The sequence below is a fragment of the Paraburkholderia sp. BR10936 genome, assembly GCF_040965735.1.
GTDB classification, from domain to species: Bacteria; Pseudomonadota; Gammaproteobacteria; order Burkholderiales; family Burkholderiaceae; genus Paraburkholderia; species Paraburkholderia nodosa_A.
The window spans coordinates 286,868-306,746 of the sequence record NZ_JBFRCM010000004.1; the positions used below are offsets into that span (position 1 = coordinate 286,868).

Here is a 19,879-nt window from a genome sequence, read left to right on the forward strand (position 1 = left end):
GCCGCTGAACCCAGGTAGAATACGTTTTTAACCAGCTAACGAAACACCATGTCTGCCAGCGCAGTGAATGTAACCCCGGGGCGCAATGTCGTCGTCGTGGGCACCCAATGGGGCGATGAGGGCAAGGGCAAGATCGTCGACTGGCTGACGGACCACGCGCAAGGCGTGGTGCGTTTCCAGGGCGGTCACAACGCCGGCCATACGCTCATCATCGGCGGCAAGAAGACCATTCTCCGGCTGATCCCGTCGGGCATCATGCGCGCCGGCGTCGCCTGCTACATCGGCAACGGCGTGGTGCTTTCGCCCGAAGCGCTCTTCAAGGAAATCGGCGAGCTCGAAGATGCGGGCATCGACGTCCAGAAGCGTCTGTTCATCTCCGAAGCCACCACGCTCATCCTGCCGTACCACATCGCCATCGACCAGGCGCGCGAAGCCAGGCGCGGCGCCGCGAAGATCGGTACGACGGGTCGCGGCATCGGTCCGGCCTACGAAGACAAGGTGGCACGCCGCGGTCTGCGCGTGCAGGACCTGTTCGAGCCGGAAACCTTCGCCGAGCGCCTGCGCGAGAACCTCGACTACCACAACTTCGTGCTTACGCAGTACCTGGGCGCGCCGGCCGTCGACTATCAGCAAACCCTCGACACGATGCTCTCGTACGCCGATCGTCTGAAGCCGATGGTCACGGACGTCTCGCGTCGTCTGTATGACGTGAACCACGAAGGCGGCAACCTGCTGTTCGAAGGCGCGCAAGGCACGCTGCTCGACATCGACCACGGCACCTATCCGTTCGTCACGTCGAGCAACTGCGTCGCGGGTGCGGCGTCCGCTGGCGCGGGCGTGGGTCCGCAAAAGCTCAACTACGTGCTCGGCATCACCAAGGCGTACTGCACGCGCGTCGGTTCGGGCCCGTTCCCGAGCGAACTGTACGACGCCGACAACGCCGATCGCCAGGAAGAAGTGGGCCTCACGCTCGCGAAGGTCGGCAAGGAATTCGGTTCGGTCACCGGCCGTCCGCGCCGCACCGGCTGGCTCGACGCCGCCGCGCTGCGCCGCTCGATCCAGATCAACGGCGTGACGGGTCTGTGCATCACGAAGCTCGACGTGCTCGACGGTCTCGACGAAGTGAAGCTCTGCGTCGGCTACAAGGTGGCTGGCCAGGACGTGGACATTCTCCCGCGCGGCGCCTCGCAAGTGGCCGCGTGCGAGCCGGTCTATGAAACGTTTGAAGGCTGGAACGAAAGCACCATCGGCATCACGCAGTTCGACGCGCTGCCGAAGAGCGCGCAGGCGTATCTCACGCGCGTGCAGGAAGTCGCCGGTGTGCCGATCGACATGGTTTCGACCGGCCCGGATCGCGACGAAACGATCCTGCTGCGTCATCCGTTCAAGGTCTAAGTGGTAAGAAGGCAGAAGCAAAAATGATTCAAATGATGGACCCGCGCAACGACGAAAAGAACCTGTGGGTCGGCTGGGACGAGTATCACCGGCTGATCGAACTGCTCGCGCTCAAGGTGCACGAGTCGCGCTGGAAGTTCGACCAGATCCTGTGTCTCGCGCGCGGCGGTCTGCGCGTGGGCGACCAGCTCTCGCGCATCTATGACCTGCCGCTGGCAATCCTCGCGACCAGCTCGTACCGCGAAGCCGCCGGCACGGAGCAGGGCGAGCTCGACATCGCGCAGTACATCACGATGACGCGCGGCCACCTGGAAGGCAACGTGCTGCTCGTCGACGATCTCGTCGACTCGGGCGTCACGCTCGCACGCGTGCAGGAGCACCTCAAGGAGCGCTACCCGGCTGTGACCGGCGTGCGCTCGGCGGTGCTCTGGTACAAGGGCTGCTCGAAGGTGACGCCGGACTATTTCGTCCAGCATCTGCCGACCAATCCGTGGATCCACCAGCCGTTCGAGGAATGGGATACGGTGCGCCCGCACAATCTCAGTGCGTGGATCAAGCGTGGTCTGCAGCGAGCGCAAGACGCGCAGAAGTAAAGCAGGGGTTGTGCCGCAGCCAGGGTTCCCATACCCGCGGCGGCCAGATCCAACGACGGAGCCTTCATGGCTCCGTTTTTTTTTGTGCGTCGCCCACCGATTCGCCTGCGGCGGCGCAGGCGGGCAGACGGCATCTGGGGCCGGTGCTAAACTGCGCGGGGATCGGGGGATGTCGCAGTGCCGCGACGACCGCTCGGTTTCCGCCGCAGCCCGGTTTAGAATAGCGCTCGTTTTTTCCGCCTCGCAACGGATTACCGCGTATATGACAACTAGCACACACGTGGCCAAGCAGCCGCTACCTACTCTCGCCGTAGCGGCCATCGGCGTGGTGTTCGGCGACATCGGCACGAGCCCGCTGTATTCGCTGAAAGAGGCGTTCAGCCCATCGCACGGCATTCCGCTCAACGACACTTCCATTCTCGGCGTCATTTCCCTGCTGTTCTGGGCGATCGTGATCGTCGTGAGCGTCAAATATGTCCTTTTTGTGATGCGCGCCGACAACAACGGCGAGGGCGGCGTGCTCGCGCTCATGGCGCTCGCCATGCGCTCGTTCAGCCGCAAGAGCAGGTCCGCTGCGCTGCTCACGGCCTTGGGGATCTTCGGCGCGTGCATGTTCTACGGCGATGCCGTCATCACGCCGGCTATCTCGGTCATGTCGGCGGTGGAAGGCCTCGAAATCGCCGCGCCCAAGCTCTCGCATCTGGTGCTGCCGTTCACGATGGTGATCCTGATCCTGCTGTTCTGGATCCAGCGGCACGGCACTGCGCTGGTGGGCCGCCTGTTCGGCCCGATCATGGTGCTCTGGTTCATCACCATCGGTGTGCTCGGCGTCTCGCGCATCGTCCAGGCGCCTGGCGTCATCGCGGCGCTTAGTCCGTATTACGCGGTCAGTTTCATGGGGGCGCACATGCTGCAGGCCTACGTGGTGCTCGGCTCGGTCGTGCTGGTGCTGACCGGCGCGGAAGCGCTCTACGCCGACATGGGCCACTTCGGCGCGAAGCCGATTCGCTTTGCCTGGTACGCGCTCGTGATGCCCTCGCTCGTGCTCAACTACTTTGGGCAGGGCGCGCTGCTGATGCAGGACCATCGCGCGATCGCGAATCCGTTCTTCCTGCTCGCGCCGCAATGGGCCTTGCTGCCGCTCGTCGTGCTTTCCACGGTGGCGACCGTGATCGCTTCGCAGGCCGTGATCTCCGGCGCGTATTCCCTGACGAGCCAGGCCATTCTGCTTGGCTACGTGCCGCGCATGAAAGTGCTGCACACGTCGGACCTCGCCATCGGCCAGATCTACGTGCCGGTCGTGAACTGGATGCTGCTCTTCATCATTCTGTGCATCGTGGTCGCCTTCAAGAGTTCGGACAATCTGGCGGCCGCATACGGTATCGCCGTGACCGCGACGATGGTGATCACCACGGTGCTCGTTGCCGTCGTGATGACGAAAGTGTGGAAGTGGAACAAGGCGCTCGTCACCTGCATCATCACGGTGCTGCTGGCCGTCGATCTGGGCTTCTTCGGCGCGAACCTGCTGAAGGTCGAGGAGGGCGGCTGGCTGCCGCTCGGCATCGGCGCGCTGCTGTTCTTCCTGCTGATGACCTGGTTCAAGGGCCGCATGATCGTGAAGGATCGCACGGCCGCCGACGGCATTCCGCTCATGCCTTTCCTGCAGGGGCTGCTCGCGCATCCGCCGCATCGCGTTTCGGGCACGGCGATCTATCTCACGGGCAGCGAATCGCTCGTGCCGGTGAGCCTGCTGCACAACCTCAAGCACAACAAGGTGCTGCACGAACGCACGATCTTCCTCACGTTCGTGATTCGCGACATTCCGTACGTCGCGGATGCAGAGCGCGTGACGGTCAAGGATATCGGCGGCGGCCTGTATCTCGTGAAGGCCGATTACGGCTTCAACGAAACGCCTGACGTGCAGGCCGTGCTCGACGAAATTTCGCGCACGCACAACATGATGTTCGAGATGATGGACACGTCGTTCTTCCTCGCACGCGAGACGGTCGTGCCGACGCAGCTTCCGGGCATGTCGATCTTCCGCGAGCGTGTGTTCGCGTGGATGCATCAGAACGCCGCGAAGCCCACCGACTTCTTCAGTATTCCTGCGAACCGCGTGGTCGAACTCGGGACGAAGATCGAAATCTGACCGCGTCGATTCGACCAGTAAAAAAGGCACCCGGGGTGCCTTTTTTGTTGCGCACGCAACGTGAGCCGTTGCGGCCCACGTTGCGTCATGCGGACATCAGCGTTGCTTGAGCTTCGCGAATGCCGCCGCCATCGCGCCTGCCGGTTCGGCATCGCGCGAACGCTGGCCGCCGCGGTTATCGCGATTGCCGCCGCCGCGATTGTCGCGGTTGCCCGACTGGCCCGCGCTGCCGCCGCTGCGCGACGCGCCGGCGCTCGCGGGGTCGTCGTCCAGGCGCATCGTGAGCGCGATACGCTGACGCTTCACGTCGACGTCGAGCACCTTCACCTTCACGACCTGGCCGGCCTTGACGACTTCGTGCGGGTCCTTGATGAACTTCGTCGACATGGCCGAGACGTGCACGAGCCCGTCCTGATGCACGCCCACGTCGATGAATGCGCCGAACGCGGCCACATTCGTCACGACGCCTTCGAGCAGCATGCCCGGCACGAGGTCGGACACCTTTTCGACGCCGTCGCGGAACGTCGCCGTCTTGAACTCGGGGCGCGGATCGCGGCCCGGCTTTTCCAGTTCGCTCAGGATGTCGCGCACCGTCGGCAGACCGAAACGTTCATCCACGAACTCGGTGGGCGCGAGGCCCGAAAGCGCTTCGCGGCTGCCGAGCACGTCGCCGATCGTACGCTTGATCTTCGCGAGCATGCGTTCGACGACGGGGTACGCTTCCGGGTGCACCGACGAGCGATCGAGCGGATTGTCGCCGCCGTTGATGCGCAGGAAACCGGCGGCCTGCTCGAAGGTCTTGTCGCCCAGACGCGGCACCTTCTTCAGATGCTCGCGCGAGGGGAACGGGCCGTTCGCATCGCGGTAATCGACGATATTGCGCGCGAGCGTCGAGTTCAGGCCCGACACGCGCGCGAGCAGGGCGACGGAGGCCGTGTTCGCGTCGACGCCCACAGCGTTCACGCAGTCCTCGACCACGGCGTCGAGCGAGCGTGCGAGTTCGCGCTGGTTCACGTCGTGCTGGTACTGCCCCACGCCAATCGCTTTCGGCTCGATCTTCACGAGTTCGGCGAGCGGGTCCTGCAGACGGCGCGCGATGGAAACCGCCCCGCGCAGCGACACGTCGAGCTCGGGGAATTCCTTTGCAGCCAGTTCGGATGCCGAATAAACCGAAGCACCGGCTTCGGAAACCACGATCTTCTGTAGCTTGAGTTCAGGATGCTTCGAAATCAGCTCGCTCGCGAGCTTGTCGGTTTCACGCGAGGCCGTGCCGTTGCCGATGCTGATGAGTTCCGCTTGCGTCTGCGCGGCGATGCGCGCGAGCTTAGCGAGCGAGCCGTCCCAGTCGCGGCGCGGCTCGTGCGGGTAGATCGTGTCGGTGGCGAGCAGCTTGCCCGTGCGGTCGACCACTGCGACCTTCACGCCCGTGCGCAAGCCCGGATCGAGGCCGATCACGGCCTTGGGGCCGGCCGGCGCGGCAAGCAGCAGATCCTTGAGATTGCGCGCGAACACGCGAATCGCTTCGTTTTCCGCCTGCTCGCGCAGTTGGGTGAGCAGCTCGTTTTCGATATGCGGCTGCACCTTCACGCGCCAGCACCAGCGGCAGACATCGGATAGCCATTTGTCGGCCGGGCGATTCTGGTTCGCGATGCCGAAGTGGCGCGCGATCATCGCTTCGCCCGGATGCGGCACCTGCGCATCCAGTTCGCCGCCAAGGCCGAGCTTGACCATCAGCACACCGGCGTTACGGCCGCGGAACAGCGCGAGCGCGCGGTGCGACGGCACGGTCTTGATGGTCTCGGAATAGTCGTAGTAGTCGCGGAACTTCTCGCCTTCCTCGTTTTCCTTGCCCTCGACCACGCTCGACATCACCACGCCCTGGTTGTGCAGCCAGTCACGCAGCTTGCCCAGCAGCTCGGCCGTTTCGCCGAACTGCTCGGAGAGGATGTCGCGCGCGCCGTCGAGCGCAGCCTTGACGTCGGCGACACCCTTTTCGGCGTCGACGTACTGTGCGGCTTCCGTTTGCGGGTCGAGCAGCGGGTTCGCGAGCAGCGCGTCGGCGAGCGGCTGCAGGCCGGCTTCGCGCGCGATCTGCGCGCGCGTGCGGCGCTTGGGCTTGTAGGGCAGATAGAGGTCTTCGAGCACCTGCTTGCTGTCGGCCGCTTCGATGGCGCTGCGCAATTCGTCGGTGAGCTTGCCTTGTTCCTCGATGCTCGCGAGGATCGCCGCGCGGCGGTCTTCGAGTTCGCGCAGATAAAGCAGGCGCTCTTCGAGCGTACGCAGTTGCGTATCGTCGAGATTGCCCGTGACTTCCTTGCGGTAACGGGCGATGAACGGAACGGTCGAGCCTTCGTCGAGAAGCTGCACGGCGGCTGCGACCTGGCGCGGCTGCACGCTCAGTTCAGTGGCGATACGCTGGACGATCTTGAGTGCTACGGTTTCCGTCATAGGGTCTGGATATTCCTGCGAGGATCGGATTGCGGTCCGGGTTTGCGGTCCGGCGGCCGGTGCGGGCTCGAGCGCCCGAGGCGCCCGGTGTGCGAAAAGGCACGTCGCCGGGTGCCTGCGCCGGCCGGTGGAGCGGGGCATTTTGCCATAAATGGCCGAGCGCTCAACCCGGGGGGTGTTAGAATTTCCCCCATGTTCCGCTGCCCACAGAAGACGTTGACGACCTCCCGCTTCTCCCCTGATTTGCCCCTTGCCCGGTTTCGCACGCCTCATGGCGTCATGCGGCGGTTCCCCGCTCTTGGGGCAATTTGTGCCGTCGCGTTGAGCCTCGGTGCGAGCGTTCCGGCCCTCGCGCAGGCGGTCGGGGTGACAGGGCCGCTGCAGCAGCAAGGTGCGGCAACGGCGCCGGTGCAGCCGGCGCCTTCGGGCGACGCGCCGCTCGCAGCGTCCGACGCGGCTGCGGCCGCCGGCGTGCAACAGTCGCAGCAGAGCGACTTCGACGCGCGGCAGCAGGTGCTGGACCGTCGTGCCGCGGAGAACGACTATCAGTTCGCAGTCGCGCAGCACAACTGCTACAGCACGTTCTTTGTGAATCATTGCATCGGCAAGGCGCGCGACAAGATGCGTGTCGTGCAGGCCGATATCCGCCGCGAGCAACTGGCGCTCGACGACGAAAAGCGTGCCGCGCATGCGCAGCAGCGCGACCAGCAGGCCGCCTTGCAGCGCGCGCAGGACGCAGCCAATGCGCCGCAGCGCGCCGCCAACGAAGCGGCCAGCGCGCAGGCGTACGAACAGAAGCAGCAGCAACACGCGCTCGATCAGGCGCAGCGCCAGGCCGAAGCGCCGCAGCGTGCGGCGAACGAGCAGGCGTATCAGGAAAAGCAGCGGCAGCATGCGCTGGCCCAGGCACAGCGTCAGGGCGAGCAATCGCAGCGCAACGCGAACCAGGCGGCGTACGACCAGAAGCAGGCGAACTACCAGAACCAGCTCGACGAAGCGCGCCGCCAGGGCGAACAAAAGGCTCAGGAGCGCGCCGACAAGGCCCAGCGCTACCAGCAGAAGCAGGAAGACGCGGCGAAGCACAAGGCCGATGTCGCCGAGCGTCAGAAACAGGCGGCCGAGAAGGCGCAGCAAAAGCAGCAACAAGAACAACAGCAGAAGCAGCAGGAAAAACAGCAGCAGGAAGAACAGCAGGACCAGTAGCACGAGTAGCACGCTTTTTCAGCCGGACTGCAACCTCAGGCGCGTCGTCCTTCGCAAGCGCGCGCCGCATATGTCGAGGAGGCGAGCATGCGCGAGCATCGTGAAGTCAAGACCGAGGTCCTTCGTGACCGCATTCTGCAACTGGAATCGGAACATGGCGATCTGGACCGCCTGATAGACAGGATGTCCGACACCCCGGACTATGACGATCTCGAACTGCAGAGGCTGAAGAAGCGCAAGCTCAAGGTCAAGGACAACATCCTCCTGCTGCAACTGCAGCTGGACCCCGATTCAACGAAGACTTCGGACGGGCACGCCTGATTCCGGGTCCTGGCAGGCGCCGGGGCGCGGCAGTCGGCGCGTTGCGCCGTTCCGGACCGAGCAGGAACCGCTTGCCTTGAATTCAACGACCGTTTCCCGTTCCCGGCCCGCGCGCGAAGGCGGCGCGCCGGAGGCCGACGCGCGCGCGGCGCAAACAGCCGCTGCACCCATGTTGAGCGCACGCCGCGCCGCCGAGCTCGAGGAGCTCTTCGCGGCCGACGGCTTGCTCGCCCGCGAGATCGACGGCTATCGCCCACGCGCTGCGCAGATCGAAATGGCGCGCGCGGTCGCGGCCGCAATGGAAGCCGCCGCGCAATCCCTGCCCGATCCTGCGGCGTTCGAACTTCAGTCGCGCCCGGCGCGCCGGGTCGAACGTGGTGCGCCGGCGCAGCCCGCCGCCGGGGAAGCGGCGCGCGCCACAGCCGAAAACGGCGACAACACGCTGATCGTCGAGGCGGGCACGGGCACGGGCAAGACCTATGCGTACCTCGTGCCGGCCATGCTGTGGGGCGGCAAGGTGGTCGTCTCGACGGGCACGAAGCATTTGCAGGACCAGCTCTTCGCGCGCGACATCCCCACGGTGCGCGACGCCCTCGCGGTGCCCGTGAGCGTGGCGATGCTCAAGGGCCGCGCCAACTATCTGTGCCACTACTATCTGCAGCGCACGGCCGACAACGGCCGGCTGCCGTCGCGCCAGGAAACCGCGTATCTGCAGGAAATCGTGCGCTTCGCGAAGATCACGCGCTCGGGCGACAAGGCCGAGCTCGCGAGCGTGCCCGAGACGGCGGCCGTCTGGTCGATGGTCACATCGACGCGCGATAACTGTCTTGGTCAGGAGTGCCCGCATTACAAGGACTGCTTCGTGATGCAGGCGCGCCGCGAGGCGCAGCAGGCCGATATCGTGGTGGTGAATCACCATCTGTTCTTCGCCGACATCATGCTGCGCGACACCGGCATGGCCGAACTGCTGCCGAGCGCGAATACGATCATCTTCGACGAAGCGCACCAGCTGCCCGAAACGGCGACGCTCTTTTTCGGCGAAACGCTCTCGACGGCGCAGTTCCTCGAGCTCGCGCGCGATTGCGTAGCCGAAGGCCTGAGCCACGCGCGCGACGCGGTGGAGTGGGTCAAGCTCGGCGCGGCGCTGGAGCGTGCTGCGCGCGACGTGCGGCTCGCGTTCAAGGAAGACTCGCTGCGCCTGTCGATTACGCAGTTGCCCGAGGATCACCCGCTCTTCGATGCGCTCGACGCGCTGCAGACCGAACTGGGCACGCTTGCCACGGCACTCGCCGGGCAGGCCGAGCGCGCCGAATCGATTGGTGCCTGCCTGCGCCGCGCGCGGGAGCTGCAGGGCATCCTCGCGGGCTGGACCGCGCCGCAGGGCGTCCCGCCAGCGCGCGAAACACACGAGGCCGACGCGGACGGACAAGGCGATAACGCTCACGCGACCGACGACGCGGACGAGAAGGTCCGCTGGGTCGAGGTGTTCTCGCACACGGTGCAGTTGCACGAAACCCCGCTCTCCGTGGCGCCGATCTTCGCGAAGCAGCGCGCCGGTGTGCCGCGCACGTGGGTCTTCACGTCGGCCACGCTTTCGGTGCGTGGCGACTTTACGCACTACGCGGCGCAAATGGGCCTGAGTTCGCGCCGTTCGATGACGCTGCCGAGCCCGTTCGACTATCCCACACAAGGGCTGCTTTACGTGCCGCGCAACATGCCGCAGCCGTCGTCGCCGCAGTTCACCGACGCCGTGTTCGAGGCGGCGTTGCCGGCGATCGAGGCGTCGGGCGGCGGTGTCTTCATGCTATGCACGACGTTGCGTGCCGTCGACCGTATTGCCCAGAAGCTGCGCGACACGATCGAGGCGCGTGGATGGAATACGCCGCTGCTCGTGCAGGGCGACGCGAGCCGCACGGAGCTGCTCGAGCGCTTCCGCGCCTATGGCAATGCGATCCTCGTGGGCAGCCAGAGCTTCTGGGAAGGGGTGGACGTGCGCGGCGACGCGCTCTCACTCGTGGTCATCGACAAGCTGCCGTTCGCGCCGCCCGACGATCCGGTGCTAGCGGCGCGCCTTGACGCGCTGGCGAAGAAAGGTCTGAGCCCGTTCGCGGTCCACCAGCTCCCGCAGGCGGTGATCACGCTCAAGCAGGGTGCGGGGCGACTGATTCGCGCGGAAACTGACCGCGGTGTGTTGATGATTTGCGACACCCGTCTCGTCGACAAGCCGTATGGGCGACGTATCTGGCAAAGTCTGCCGCCGTTCAAGCGGACCCGGGAGATCGAAGTCGTGCAGGCGTTCTTCGAAGAGAAGAACGAGCAGGCCGGGGAGCCTGGCGAAGCGCATTGAGCTTCATGCGCGCCGCATAACAAAAAGCCACGAACGTGAGTTCGTGGCTTTTTTGCTTGCCCGCCGTATGTCTGAAGCGCGTTTGACGCAAGCAGCAGACCGTACGGCGATTCGCTGCGGTGCCCACTGGGACCGAGGTCCCGGGTGAGCGTCGCGCGAACGCAACTTACTGGCTTGCGCCCGAAGCAGCAGCCGGAGCCGAAGCGCCTGCATCCGAAGCAGCAGCGCCAGCGTCCGAAGCAGCGGCGGTAGCCGAAGCAGCAGCGTCGCTCGCAGCAGCAGCAGCGCCCGAAGCAGCAGCTGCCGAATCCGAAGCAGCAGCAGCCGGTGCCGAAGCAGCAGCAGCATCGCTAGCCGGCGCAGCAGCTTGGTCGCTGCTCTTGTTGCACGCAGCGAGTGCAACAGCTGCCAGCAGGGATGCTACGAGGAGGGATTTCTTCATGATCACGTCCTTTTATGGTTAAAGGTAAGCAACAGCGCAAAATAATACCGGTAAATGTGCCCCAACACCGACCTGAGCCGCTGGTGGAGACGCACTGCAAGAGCGTGAATCTTCCCTACGGCCTGGCCGGAAATTATAGGCACTTTCGTATCGACCGTCGACAAATCCGGGGACAATACGTTGTCTTTCTCATACAAGCACTATTTTAGTACGGTATAACAGTCCGAAGCGCTTAGGCAAGCACCCCGGTCCGAATCCAGCCCGCACGATACCACTCGTGTAGCAACGCTGTCACACACGAATCGTGTGAGAGTGTTACAAAGCGTTTCCCGTCCATAGAGCGCCTGTCGGCCAGTGCCGGCAGCCACTTTCTCGCCTCTTTGAGCAAGTACTGTTCCCCATTCAGGTAATACGACCGCGAATCGTAAAGCAGGATTGTCCTGCGGTCGAGTGTTATCCCGTTTTTTGCCGCTTGCGCAACGAAACGGGCTTCGTCGAGCGGTTTTTCGGGGGTGTCGAATACCACATTGGCTTTCGGTTCCGACAGCCACGAGCCCACGAACGAGGAGACGTCGGCGTCGCTCCAGCGCACTTTAGCAAGCACGCCGCCAACCCGCTCTACGAGTGCCGCAGGAAGCTGCGCCGGGTGCGCCACGGCCGGCTGGTCGGGGTCGCGGTACAGCGTGTCCTTGCCGTTGCCGTTATCGGCGCCGCGCTCGGCAAGCCAGTAAAGAAACTGGCTCGTCAATTCGTTCGTGGAAGGAGAACGAAAGCCGATCGAGCAAGTCATGCATTCGCCTTCAGCGATGCCGTCGTGCGCGATGTGCGGCGGCAGGTAGAGCATGTCGCCCGGCTCCAGCACCCACTCCTCTTCAGGCTGGAAGTTCGCGAGAATCTTCAGCGGCAGGCCTTCCTGCAGCGAGAGGTCGCGCTGTGCGCCGATGCGCCAGCGGCGCTTGCCATGCACCTGCAGCAGGAAGACGTCATACGAATCGAAGTGCGGGCCGACACCGCCGCCGTCCGATGCGTACGAGATCATGAGGTCGTCGAGCCGCGCGTCGGGCGCGAAGCGAAAGCGCTCGAGGAGGGCACGCGCGCGGTCGTCGTGCAGGTCGGCGCCCTGCACGAGGAGCGTCCACTGGCGGGTCTTCGGCGTAGGCAGTTCGTCCGGCGAGAACGGGCCGTGTTCGAGCGCCCAGCGGCGACGAAAATGTGTGATGAGACGCGATTCGACATCGTCGTTGTCTGCCAGCGCGAAGAGGGCTTCGCGCGAGAGCGGCGCTTCGATGTCGGGAATCGCCTGGCGGATCAACAGTGGCTTTTTCTGCCAGTATTTGCGCATGAACTGCGCCGGTGTCAGGCCGCCCAGAAGCGGCGTGGCAACATCGGGCGCGGGGCATGCCGGGGGGAGGGAGGCGCGCCGCTTGCGCGCGTCCACCGGGTGGTCTGGGGACCGCTTCGGCATCGTATAATGTGGTCTGTAATCTGGAGGATCGAATGAAAATTGCAAAGGACACCGTCGTGTCGGTCGCTTACAAGCTATCGGATGCGCAGGGCAATCTGATCGAGGAAAGCGACGAGCCGATGGTCTATCTGCACGGCGGCTATGATGGCACGTTCCCCAAGATCGAGGAAGTGCTGGACGGGCAGGAGCCGGGCTTCGAGACCCAGATCCAGCTTGATCCGCAGGACGCTTTCGGGGAATACGATCCCGAGCTCGTGAAGATCGAGCCGCGCAACCGCTTCCCCGAGCCACTCGAAGTCGGCATGCAGTTCGAAGGTACGCCCGAAGAAGGCGACGAAGATCTCGACACGCTCATCTATACGGTCACGGATGTTGCCGAAGACAAGGTCGTGCTCGACGGCAACCATCCGCTAGCGGGCATGGCGCTGCGTTTCGCGCTGACGGTCAAGGAAGTGCGCACCGCCACCGAAGACGAAATCGAGCATGAGCACGCGCATGGCGCGGACGGCCTCGAAATCATCGACGAAGACGAAGAAGACGACGGCGACGAAGGCGCCTCGAAACCCACCCTGCACTAATCGCCGCTCAATGCGCGAAGCCGCCTGACGCCGGTGCGCCGGGCGGCTGCAGCTGGACTGGCGGCAGGCCATTGCCGCTGCTGTTTTCACCGCTGTTTGCACCACCCAGGCCGTTCTGGCCATTCGCATCATTCCGACCGTTTAAGCCATTCTGGCCACCCTGCGTGGGCCACGCCGGCACCAGCACGCCGTTGCCGGACGGCGGCAAGGCGGGAGGCACGGCAGTTCCCGACGCGCCAGGCGTCGCGGGCGCGACGTCAGGCGACTGCGGCATGCCGGGAATCTCGGTCACATCCGGCATTGACGACACTTCAGGCATTTCCGGCATCGCTGGCGACGAACCCGCGCCTGGCGTGAACGGCGACGGCTGCACGGGCAACAGCGGTAGATGCTTCGGCACATCGTGCACGCTCACGCGCAGCGGCGTGCGGCGCGCCATGTCGGCGTCCACCTGCAGCCATTGCGTAAGCGGATCGCGCAGTGAGAACGCGATGCGCGTGACGTTTTCTATCTTTGCGCCCTTGTCGTTGCGCAGCGGCTGATCGATCGTGAAGCCATGTGCGAGCTTCGAGTCGTCGGTATTCACGACGATGATCTGGCCGCGGAAAATCTCGGCGAGCTTCACGAGGCTGCGGCGCAGCTCGAGATAGCCGTCGCGCGGTGCGCGGTGAAAGCGCAGCCACGCGAAGCGGTCGGGACGCTCGTAATGCTCGGGCATCGCGTTGCCTTGCATGAAGATGACGATTGCGCGCGCGTTGCGGCGCTTCGCATACTCGGCTGCATGTTCGAGCCAGAAGCCGTTGGCGATCACGCGATCTTCGAACTCGCCGTTGCGTCCACCCGCATTGAGATAGTGATTGTTGCCGTCCGGCACGTTCAACCCGATGAACACGGTGTCGCCGAGCTGCCAGCGCACGTTTTCCCGGTACGGCCGGAAGCGCGAGACTTCGCTCTCGCGCGTGAGCGTCAAGGGAGTTTGGCCGAGCGCGTTGGGATCGGAGAAGAAGTTCTGGCGCAGGAAGTCGAGCCGCTCAGCGGGATCGTAGGCGCCCGAGCCGTTCATGCCGCAGGTGACCCAGTCGCGTTCGCCGGGTACGAACACGAGCGGCGCACGTGACGCATCGAGCAGGTCGTGACGCTGCTCGTAAAGATGGTCAGCACAGGTTTCGCGTGCGCCTTTGAGATTGCCGTCGTAGACCGTGAACGCGATTTGCGGATCGCGTCCGATGGCGTCGATGAGCCGCTGCGCCGACGCTTCCTCGGACTGCGAGGTGAGCGCGTTCGCCACGACCGCGAAGGCATAGCGCGGTGCTTGCGCGAACGCCGCGAGCGGCGAACCCAGTGACGCAGCCAGCATCAACGTGCACGACGCACGGCGCATGATTTTCAGATAGCGCGAGCGGCGACTGCCGCGGCCCGCCGGTTGCGGCGGCCGCGGCAGCGTCGCGAGGCGACGCTTAGCGCTTGGCGTCCGGCGCTGTGGCCAGCTCATGCAGTTCGTACAACAGGTCGAGCGCGTCGCGCGGGCGCAGTTCGTTCGGATCGAGTTCGCGCAGCCGCTGAGCGACGAGCGACGCGCCACGATCCTCTTCGACCGGCACGGCGCGATCCTCCACGAAGGGCGCCTCGTCGTCGTATTCGGCGGCGGGGGCGGCGAACAGGTCGAGTTGCGGCGTGGGCTGCCCCGCCGATTGCTGCTCGAGATGCACGAGATGTTTGCGCGCAGCGCGGATCACAGCGGCAGGCACCCCCGCGAGCTGTGCGACCTGCAGGCCGTAGCTCTGGTTCGCCGGGCCTTCCTGCACCGCGTGCAGGAACACGATGCCGTGGCCATGCTCGACTGCCGAAAGATGCACGTTCGCCGCCTGCGCAAATTCGGCCGGCAGTTGCGTGAGCTCGAAGTAGTGCGTGGCGAAGAGCGTGTGGCAACCGTTGTGCGCGAGCAGATGCCGCGCGATGGCCCACGCGAGCGCGAGGCCGTCGAACGTCGATGTGCCGCGCCCGATCTCGTCCATGAGCACGAGGCTTTGCGGCGTGGCGTCGTTGAGAATGGCCGCGGCTTCGGTCATCTCGACCATGAAGGTCGAGCGGCCGCCCGCGAGGTCGTCGGCGGCGCCGATGCGCGTGAAGATGCGGTCGATCGGCCCGCAGCTCGCGCGCTTTGCCGGCACGTAGCTGCCCACGTAAGCGAGCAAGGCGATGAGCGCGGTCTGCCGCATGAAAGTCGATTTACCGCCCATGTTCGGGCCGGTGATGAGCAGCAGCTTGCGCTCGGCCGAAAGCAGGCAGTCGTTGGCGATGAACTGCTCGACCTGCGCTTCGACCACGGGATGGCGGCCTTGCTCGATCTCGATGCCGGGCGCCTGCGCAAACGTGGGCGCATTCCAGTCCAGCGCGCGGGCGCGTTCCGCGAATGCAGCAAGCAGGTCGAGTTCCGCGAGTGCGGCAGCCACGCGCTGGCAATCGGGAATGAATGGCAGCAGCGACTGCAGCAGCGCGTCGTAGAGCGCCTTTTCGCGCGAAAGCGCGCGTTCCTGCGCCGACAGCGCCTTGTCTTCGAACGTCTTCAGTTCCGGCGTGATATAGCGCTCGGCGTTCTTGAGCGTCTGGCGACGGCGATAGTCGTCGGGAACCTTGTCGGTCTGGCCGCGTGTGACTTCGATATAGAAGCCGTGCACCTTGTTGTACTCGACGCGCAGATTGCCGATGCCGGTGCGCGTACGCTCGCGCGTTTCGAGGTCGAGCAGGAACTGACCGCAGTTCTCGGAGATGTCGCGCAGTTCGTCGAGATCCGCATCGTAGCCGCGTGCGATCACGCCGCCGTCGCGCACCATCGCCGCCGGTTCCGGCGCGACCGCGCGCTGCAGGAGTGCCGCGCACTCGGCGGGCGGTTCGAGCGCTTCGGCAATGTGCGCGAGCGACGTGGCCGCGCCGCTTGCGGCTGCGACCTGTTCGCGCAGCGCGGGCAGTGCGGCAAAGGTGTCGCGTAGGCTCGACAGATCGCGCGGGCGCGCGGAAAGCAGCGCAAGGCGCCCGGTAATGCGCTCGACGTCGGCGATCTGGCGCAAGACGCTGCGCAAGGTATCGACGCTCGCGTGCGGCGGCGCCTCGAGCAAGGCGCCGATGGCCTGCTGGCGCATTTGCGCGATCGCGGCTTCGCGCGGCGGGTGATGCAGCCAGTGACGCAGCAAGCGGCTGCCCATGGCCGTGCTGCACGTGTCGAGCAGCGAGCAGAGCGTGGGCGATTCGGTGCCGCGCAGCGTTTCCGTGAGTTCGAGGTTGCGGCGCGTGGCCGGATCGAGTCCGATGTATTCCGATTCGGCTTCGACCTTCAGGCTGCGCACGTGGCGCAGTTGCTGGCCTTGTGTGGCCGCCGCGTAGAGCAGCAGCGCGCCCGCCGCGCCGCATGCGCTCGTGAGCGTCTGCGCGCCGAAGCCGTCGAGGCTTGCCACGTCGAGCTGGTCGCACAGGCGTTGCTTGCCCGAGCCGACGTCGAAGTGCCAGGCCGGCACGCGTGTGAGCGCGCCCGAACCGGCGGGCGGCGCCCAGGCAGCGGTTTCCGCCGGCATTTCCGCGACGAGGATTTCGGCAGGCCGAATGCGCTCGAACGCCGTGGCGACCTGTTCCGGCGCGACTTCCGCGAGACGCAAGGCGCCGCTGGCGAGATTGAGCCACGCGAGGCCCACGTTGACGGTCACGCCGCGCCGGTTGTGGCCGGGGCACACGGCCATCAGGTAGACGTCGTTCTTGTCGGAAAGGAGGGCGGCGTCGGTCAGCGTGCCGGGCGTCACCACGCGCACGACCTTGCGCTCGACCGGACCCTTGGAGGTGGCGGGGTCGCCGATCTGTTCGCAGATCGCCACCGACTCGCCCAGCTTCACGAGCTTCGCGAGATATTGCTCGACCGCGTGATGCGGCACGCCCGCCATCTTGATCGGATTGCCCGCAGATGCCCCGCGCTGCGTGAGCGTGAGGTCGAGCAGGCGCGCGGCCTTCTCGGCGTCTTCGAAGAAGAGCTCGTAGAAGTCGCCCATGCGGTAGAACACGAGCGTGCCCGGATGGTCGGCCTTGATGCGCAGATACTGCTGCATCATGGGGGTGTGTTGCGCGATGTCGGCTGCGCCTGCGGTGTGTGTAGCCATCCTCGGTGTCTTGCTAGGGGTTCAGGGCGTGAGTTTAACGCGCGCCGATTGCATGTAAAGCCAGCCTTTCGGCTAACGCCGTCACAGCGGCTCCCGTCATTCGTCGACCAGCGCCTGCATGTCCACGGTGCGCGCGTTTGCCGCACTGTGCCGCATGGCGAGCCAGATCATCGTGGAAACGAACAGGCCGAACACGACGATGATCCACTGCACGGGGACCTTCGCGGTGAGCAGCAGCGCATACGCGCCGAGCATGAGCAGCACCGCGAGATTCTGGTTGAAATTCTGCACCGCGATCGAGTGGCCCGCCGAAAGCAGCGTCGCGCCGCGATGCTGGAGCAGGGCGTTCATCGGCACGATGAAGAAACCGGCGAGCACGCCGAGCAGCACCATCAGCGGGTAGGCGAAAAGCAGGTAGAAGGGCACGATGAACGTGCCGAAGCGCACGCCAACGCCTTGCGGAAAGAGGCCTTTGCTGTAGAACGCCATGCCGATCGCCACCGCGCCGCACAGTACGCCTACGGGCAGCACGCGCAACGAGGCGCGCAGAGACACCCATGCGGCTGCCGCGCCCGCGCCGAGCGCGATGCCGAGTCCCGTCACGCCCTGCATCACGGCGGCTTTCGAGAGCGAGAGTCCGAGATTCACGTCGGCCCACTTGAGCACGAGCAGTTGCAGCGTGACCGCCGCGCCCCACATCAGGGTCGTGACCCATAGTGCGATCTGCGCGAGCTTGTCGGTCCAGAGCACGTTGAAGCTATGCGTGAAATCGCCCATGAGACGAGCCGGTTCCCTGAGCCGGTTCTCGTATCGCGCGCCCGTGTCGGGAATGCCGATGTTGATGATCGCGGCGATCACATACGTGACCATGACGGCGAGCATCGCGAGGTCGGCGGCCGAATGGATCGCCGGCCACGGATGGCGCGTGACGAAACGGTCGGCGTAAGTGGAAACGAGTGCGCCGCCCATCATCGTGCCGACGATGGTGGAAAGCACCGTGGCGGATTCGAGCCACGCATTGGCGGCGATGAGCTTTTCGGCCGGCAGCAATTCCGTCAGGATTCCGTACTTTGCAGGCGAGTAAGCCGCCGCGCCGAAGCCGACCACGCCATACGCGATCATCGGATGCACGCCCGCGATCATCAGCAGACAGCCGCACGCCTTGAGCGCGTTCGAGACGAACATGACGTGGCGCTTTTGCAGGGCGTCGGCAAACGCGCCCACGAAAGGCGCGAGCAGTACGTACGAGATCGTGAAAAAGATCTGCAGCAGTGGCGTCACCCAGGCGGGCGAAGCAATCACCGTGAGCAGCGCAATCGCCGCGATGAGGAGCGCGTTGTCGGCGAGCGACGACACGAACTGCGCGGCGATGATCGTGTAGAAGCCTTTTTTCATCGGATGCGTGCGTGGTCCTCTTGCAGCAGGGCGGCGGACGAAACAAAAAAGCGGCCGAAGCCGCTCGATGCGCATGCGTGGGTCAGGCGTGACCTGGCGTGCGCTTTGCACGCATCGCGGGGGAGCCAGGCGTGCAGCGCGACGCGCACGGGCGCTTACGCCGCCTTGGGCACGCGCGTGTACTTCGAGAGGATCGGCACCATCTGCGCGTAGATCTTCGGGTTGCCCGCGACGACTTCGCCCATGTGCAGGAAGTCCGAGTCGCCCGTGTAGTTGCCGATCAGGCCGCCGGCTTCCGTCACGAGCAGGCCGCCTGCGGCGACATCCCACGGGTTGAGGCCCTGCTCGAAGAAGCCGTCCATGCGGCCGGCGGCGACGTTGGCCAGATCGAGCGCGGCCGCGCCCGGGCGGCGCAGGCCCGCGCAGGCGTTGGTCATTTCGGCGAACAGTTCGCAGTAGCTGTCGAGGCCGTCCTTTTCGCGGAACGGGAAGCCGGTGCCGATCAGGCCGTCGGCGAGACGGTCGCGGCGGCCCACGCGGATGCGGCGGTCGTTCAGGAACGCGCCGCGGCCGCGCGATGCGGTGAAGAGATCGTTGCGCGTCGGGTCATAGACCACGGCCTGCGTGACGAGGCCCTTGTGTGCGAGCGCGATCGAGACGCAGTAGTACTGGAAGCCGTGGATGAAGTTGGTGGTGCCGTCGAGCGGATCGATGATCCACTGGTATTCGGACTCGTTCTCCGACTGGCCTGATTCCTCGGCAAGGATGGCGTGGTCGGGGTAGGCGGTCTTGAGCGTTTCGATGATGGCGGCTTCAGCCGCCTTGTCGACTTCCGTGACGAAATCGTTGTGCTGCTTCTTCGCGACCTGCACGAGGTCGAGGTCGAGCGACGCGCGGTTGATGATCTGTCCGGCGCGGCGCGCGGCCTTGACAGCGATGTTGAGCATGGGATGCATGAGCCAGGATCCTTGTTGTCCGGCGCTCGCGAAGGCGGGACGCGCGCCGGTGGTGCAAAAGATAAAAGCGTCTAACGATTGGACAGGGCGCGGGCCTCGAATGGACCTGCGGAACCTGTCCCGTCAACGGAGACGAATTGGATAAGAGCGGGGCGCGGCGGCGCTGTTGGCCAGCGACTTGCCGGGCGCCTGGCGGTCAGCAACACGGCTGCACGATTCGCCCGACGCGCGCGAAACCGCCATTTTACCCGAGTATCGGCGATTCCATGGCTTCTCTCGGGCGGGATATCGGGATTTCTATGGATATGACGTTCGCGGCAGGAAGCGCATGAGCCCACATCGCCGCGGCGCCGGGCGCGCTAACATAGAGATTTCAATCTCCTTTTCGCGGTTAGAGAACCATCTTGGCGCACCCCGATTCACCCGATTCCCACGCAACTCCCCA

The 19,879-nt window shown here is 65.1% G+C and carries 14 protein-coding genes; 7 read left to right on the forward strand and 7 right to left on the reverse strand.

From position 1 onward, the window contains the following. The first annotated feature begins 48 nt into the window (after window positions 1–48). From AB4Y36_RS10925 to AB4Y36_RS10935, 3 genes are all read left to right on the forward strand, one after another. Entirely contained in the window at window positions 49–1,395 is a 1,347-nt protein-coding gene (locus AB4Y36_RS10925; RefSeq protein ID WP_069265559.1) for an adenylosuccinate synthase, read from the forward strand. Between the two features lie 23 nt (window positions 1,396–1,418). Then, window positions 1,419–1,988 (forward strand): phosphoribosyltransferase, encoded by a 570-nt coding sequence (locus AB4Y36_RS10930; RefSeq protein WP_028204126.1) that lies wholly within the window; start codon window positions 1,419–1,421, stop codon window positions 1,986–1,988. A gap of 262 nt (window positions 1,989–2,250) precedes the next feature. Further along, window positions 2,251–4,137 (forward strand): potassium transporter Kup, encoded by a 1,887-nt coding sequence (locus AB4Y36_RS10935; protein ID WP_368682974.1) that lies wholly within the window; start codon window positions 2,251–2,253, stop codon window positions 4,135–4,137. Window positions 4,138–4,233: 96 nt separating this feature from the next. Here the strand turns inward: AB4Y36_RS10935 and AB4Y36_RS10940 are convergent, their stop codons facing one another. Further along, window positions 4,234–6,585: a Tex family protein gene (locus AB4Y36_RS10940; RefSeq protein WP_368682975.1), complete on the reverse strand. Its 2,352-nt coding sequence runs from the start codon at window positions 6,583–6,585 to the stop codon at window positions 4,234–4,236. A gap of 366 nt (window positions 6,586–6,951) precedes the next feature. On the opposite strand from AB4Y36_RS10940, the gene AB4Y36_RS10945 reads away from it, so the two are divergent. From AB4Y36_RS10945 to AB4Y36_RS10955, 3 genes are all read left to right on the forward strand, one after another. Next, window positions 6,952–7,788, forward strand: a complete 837-nt coding sequence (locus AB4Y36_RS10945; RefSeq protein WP_368682976.1) for a colicin transporter — start codon at window positions 6,952–6,954, stop codon at window positions 7,786–7,788. Between the two features lie 87 nt (window positions 7,789–7,875). Continuing rightward, window positions 7,876–8,109 (forward strand): DUF465 domain-containing protein, encoded by a 234-nt coding sequence (locus AB4Y36_RS10950; RefSeq protein WP_028204122.1) that lies wholly within the window; start codon window positions 7,876–7,878, stop codon window positions 8,107–8,109. Window positions 8,110–8,185: 76 nt separating this feature from the next. After that, on the forward strand, window positions 8,186–10,456 hold the full coding sequence (locus AB4Y36_RS10955) for an ATP-dependent DNA helicase (protein WP_069265563.1): 2,271 nt from the start codon (window positions 8,186–8,188) through the stop codon (window positions 10,454–10,456). A 166-nt stretch (window positions 10,457–10,622) separates the two neighbouring features. On the opposite strand, the gene AB4Y36_RS10960 is transcribed toward AB4Y36_RS10955, so the two are convergent. Together AB4Y36_RS10960 and AB4Y36_RS10965 are read right to left on the reverse strand one after the other, a co-directional pair. Beyond that, window positions 10,623–10,898: a hypothetical protein gene (locus AB4Y36_RS10960; RefSeq protein ID WP_081771656.1), complete on the reverse strand. Its 276-nt coding sequence runs from the start codon at window positions 10,896–10,898 to the stop codon at window positions 10,623–10,625. Window positions 10,899–11,130: 232 nt separating this feature from the next. After that, complete coding sequence (locus tag AB4Y36_RS10965) at window positions 11,131–12,363, reverse strand: cupin domain-containing protein (RefSeq protein WP_368605041.1); 1,233 nt, start codon at window positions 12,361–12,363, stop codon at window positions 11,131–11,133. Between the two features lie 32 nt (window positions 12,364–12,395). Here AB4Y36_RS10965 and AB4Y36_RS10970 point away from each other — a divergent pair, with 32 nt between their 5' ends. Beyond that, a complete protein-coding gene (locus tag AB4Y36_RS10970; RefSeq protein ID WP_069265565.1) occupies window positions 12,396–12,941 on the forward strand; it encodes a peptidylprolyl isomerase in 546 nt (181 codons plus the stop codon). Between the two features lie 7 nt (window positions 12,942–12,948). Here AB4Y36_RS10970 and AB4Y36_RS10975 read toward each other — a convergent pair whose 3' ends face one another. From AB4Y36_RS10975 to AB4Y36_RS10990, 4 genes are all read right to left on the reverse strand, one after another. Next, window positions 12,949–14,433: a hypothetical protein gene (locus AB4Y36_RS10975; RefSeq protein WP_368682977.1), complete on the reverse strand. Its 1,485-nt coding sequence runs from the start codon at window positions 14,431–14,433 to the stop codon at window positions 12,949–12,951. Beyond that, window positions 14,399–17,083: a DNA mismatch repair protein MutS gene (mutS, locus tag AB4Y36_RS10980; protein WP_368682978.1), complete on the reverse strand. Its 2,685-nt coding sequence runs from the start codon at window positions 17,081–17,083 to the stop codon at window positions 14,399–14,401. The genes AB4Y36_RS10975 and mutS overlap by 35 nt, the downstream gene beginning before the upstream one ends. Window positions 17,084–17,179: 96 nt before the next feature. Then, window positions 17,180–18,478 carry a lysophospholipid transporter LplT gene (gene lplT, locus AB4Y36_RS10985; RefSeq protein WP_368605044.1) on the reverse strand — a complete coding sequence of 433 codons (1,299 nt, stop codon included), beginning with the start codon at window positions 18,476–18,478 and terminating at the stop codon, window positions 17,180–17,182. Between the two features lie 155 nt (window positions 18,479–18,633). Next, window positions 18,634–19,434, reverse strand: a complete 801-nt coding sequence (locus AB4Y36_RS10990; protein WP_266227414.1) for an inositol monophosphatase family protein — start codon at window positions 19,432–19,434, stop codon at window positions 18,634–18,636. Window positions 19,435–19,879: the final 445 nt, after the last annotated feature.

What these genes read in the sequence shown, in the direction of transcription:
- AB4Y36_RS10925 (WP_069265559.1), top strand. Translation starts at nt 49, where the DNA reads ATGTCTGCCAGCGCAGTGAATGTAACCCCGGGGCGCAATGTCGTCGTC.
- AB4Y36_RS10930 (WP_028204126.1), top strand. Translation starts at nt 1,419, where the DNA reads ATGATTCAAATGATGGACCCGCGCAACGACGAAAAGAACCTGTGGGTC.
- AB4Y36_RS10935 (WP_368682974.1), top strand. Translation starts at nt 2,251, where the DNA reads ATGACAACTAGCACACACGTGGCCAAGCAGCCGCTACCTACTCTCGCC.
- AB4Y36_RS10940 (WP_368682975.1), bottom strand. Translation starts at nt 6,585, where the DNA reads ATGACGGAAACCGTAGCACTCAAGATCGTCCAGCGTATCGCCACTGAA.
- AB4Y36_RS10950 (WP_028204122.1), top strand. Translation starts at nt 7,876, where the DNA reads ATGCGCGAGCATCGTGAAGTCAAGACCGAGGTCCTTCGTGACCGCATT.
- AB4Y36_RS10960 (WP_081771656.1), bottom strand. Translation starts at nt 10,898, where the DNA reads ATGAAGAAATCCCTCCTCGTAGCATCCCTGCTGGCAGCTGTTGCACTC.
- AB4Y36_RS10965 (WP_368605041.1), bottom strand. Translation starts at nt 12,363, where the DNA reads ATGCCGAAGCGGTCCCCAGACCACCCGGTGGACGCGCGCAAGCGGCGC.
- AB4Y36_RS10970 (WP_069265565.1), top strand. Translation starts at nt 12,396, where the DNA reads ATGAAAATTGCAAAGGACACCGTCGTGTCGGTCGCTTACAAGCTATCG.
- AB4Y36_RS10975 (WP_368682977.1), bottom strand. Translation starts at nt 14,433, where the DNA reads ATGAGCTGGCCACAGCGCCGGACGCCAAGCGCTAAGCGTCGCCTCGCG.
- mutS (WP_368682978.1), bottom strand. Translation starts at nt 17,083, where the DNA reads ATGGCTACACACACCGCAGGCGCAGCCGACATCGCGCAACACACCCCC.
- lplT (WP_368605044.1), bottom strand. Translation starts at nt 18,478, where the DNA reads ATGAAAAAAGGCTTCTACACGATCATCGCCGCGCAGTTCGTGTCGTCG.
- AB4Y36_RS10990 (WP_266227414.1), bottom strand. Translation starts at nt 19,434, where the DNA reads ATGCATCCCATGCTCAACATCGCTGTCAAGGCCGCGCGCCGCGCCGGA.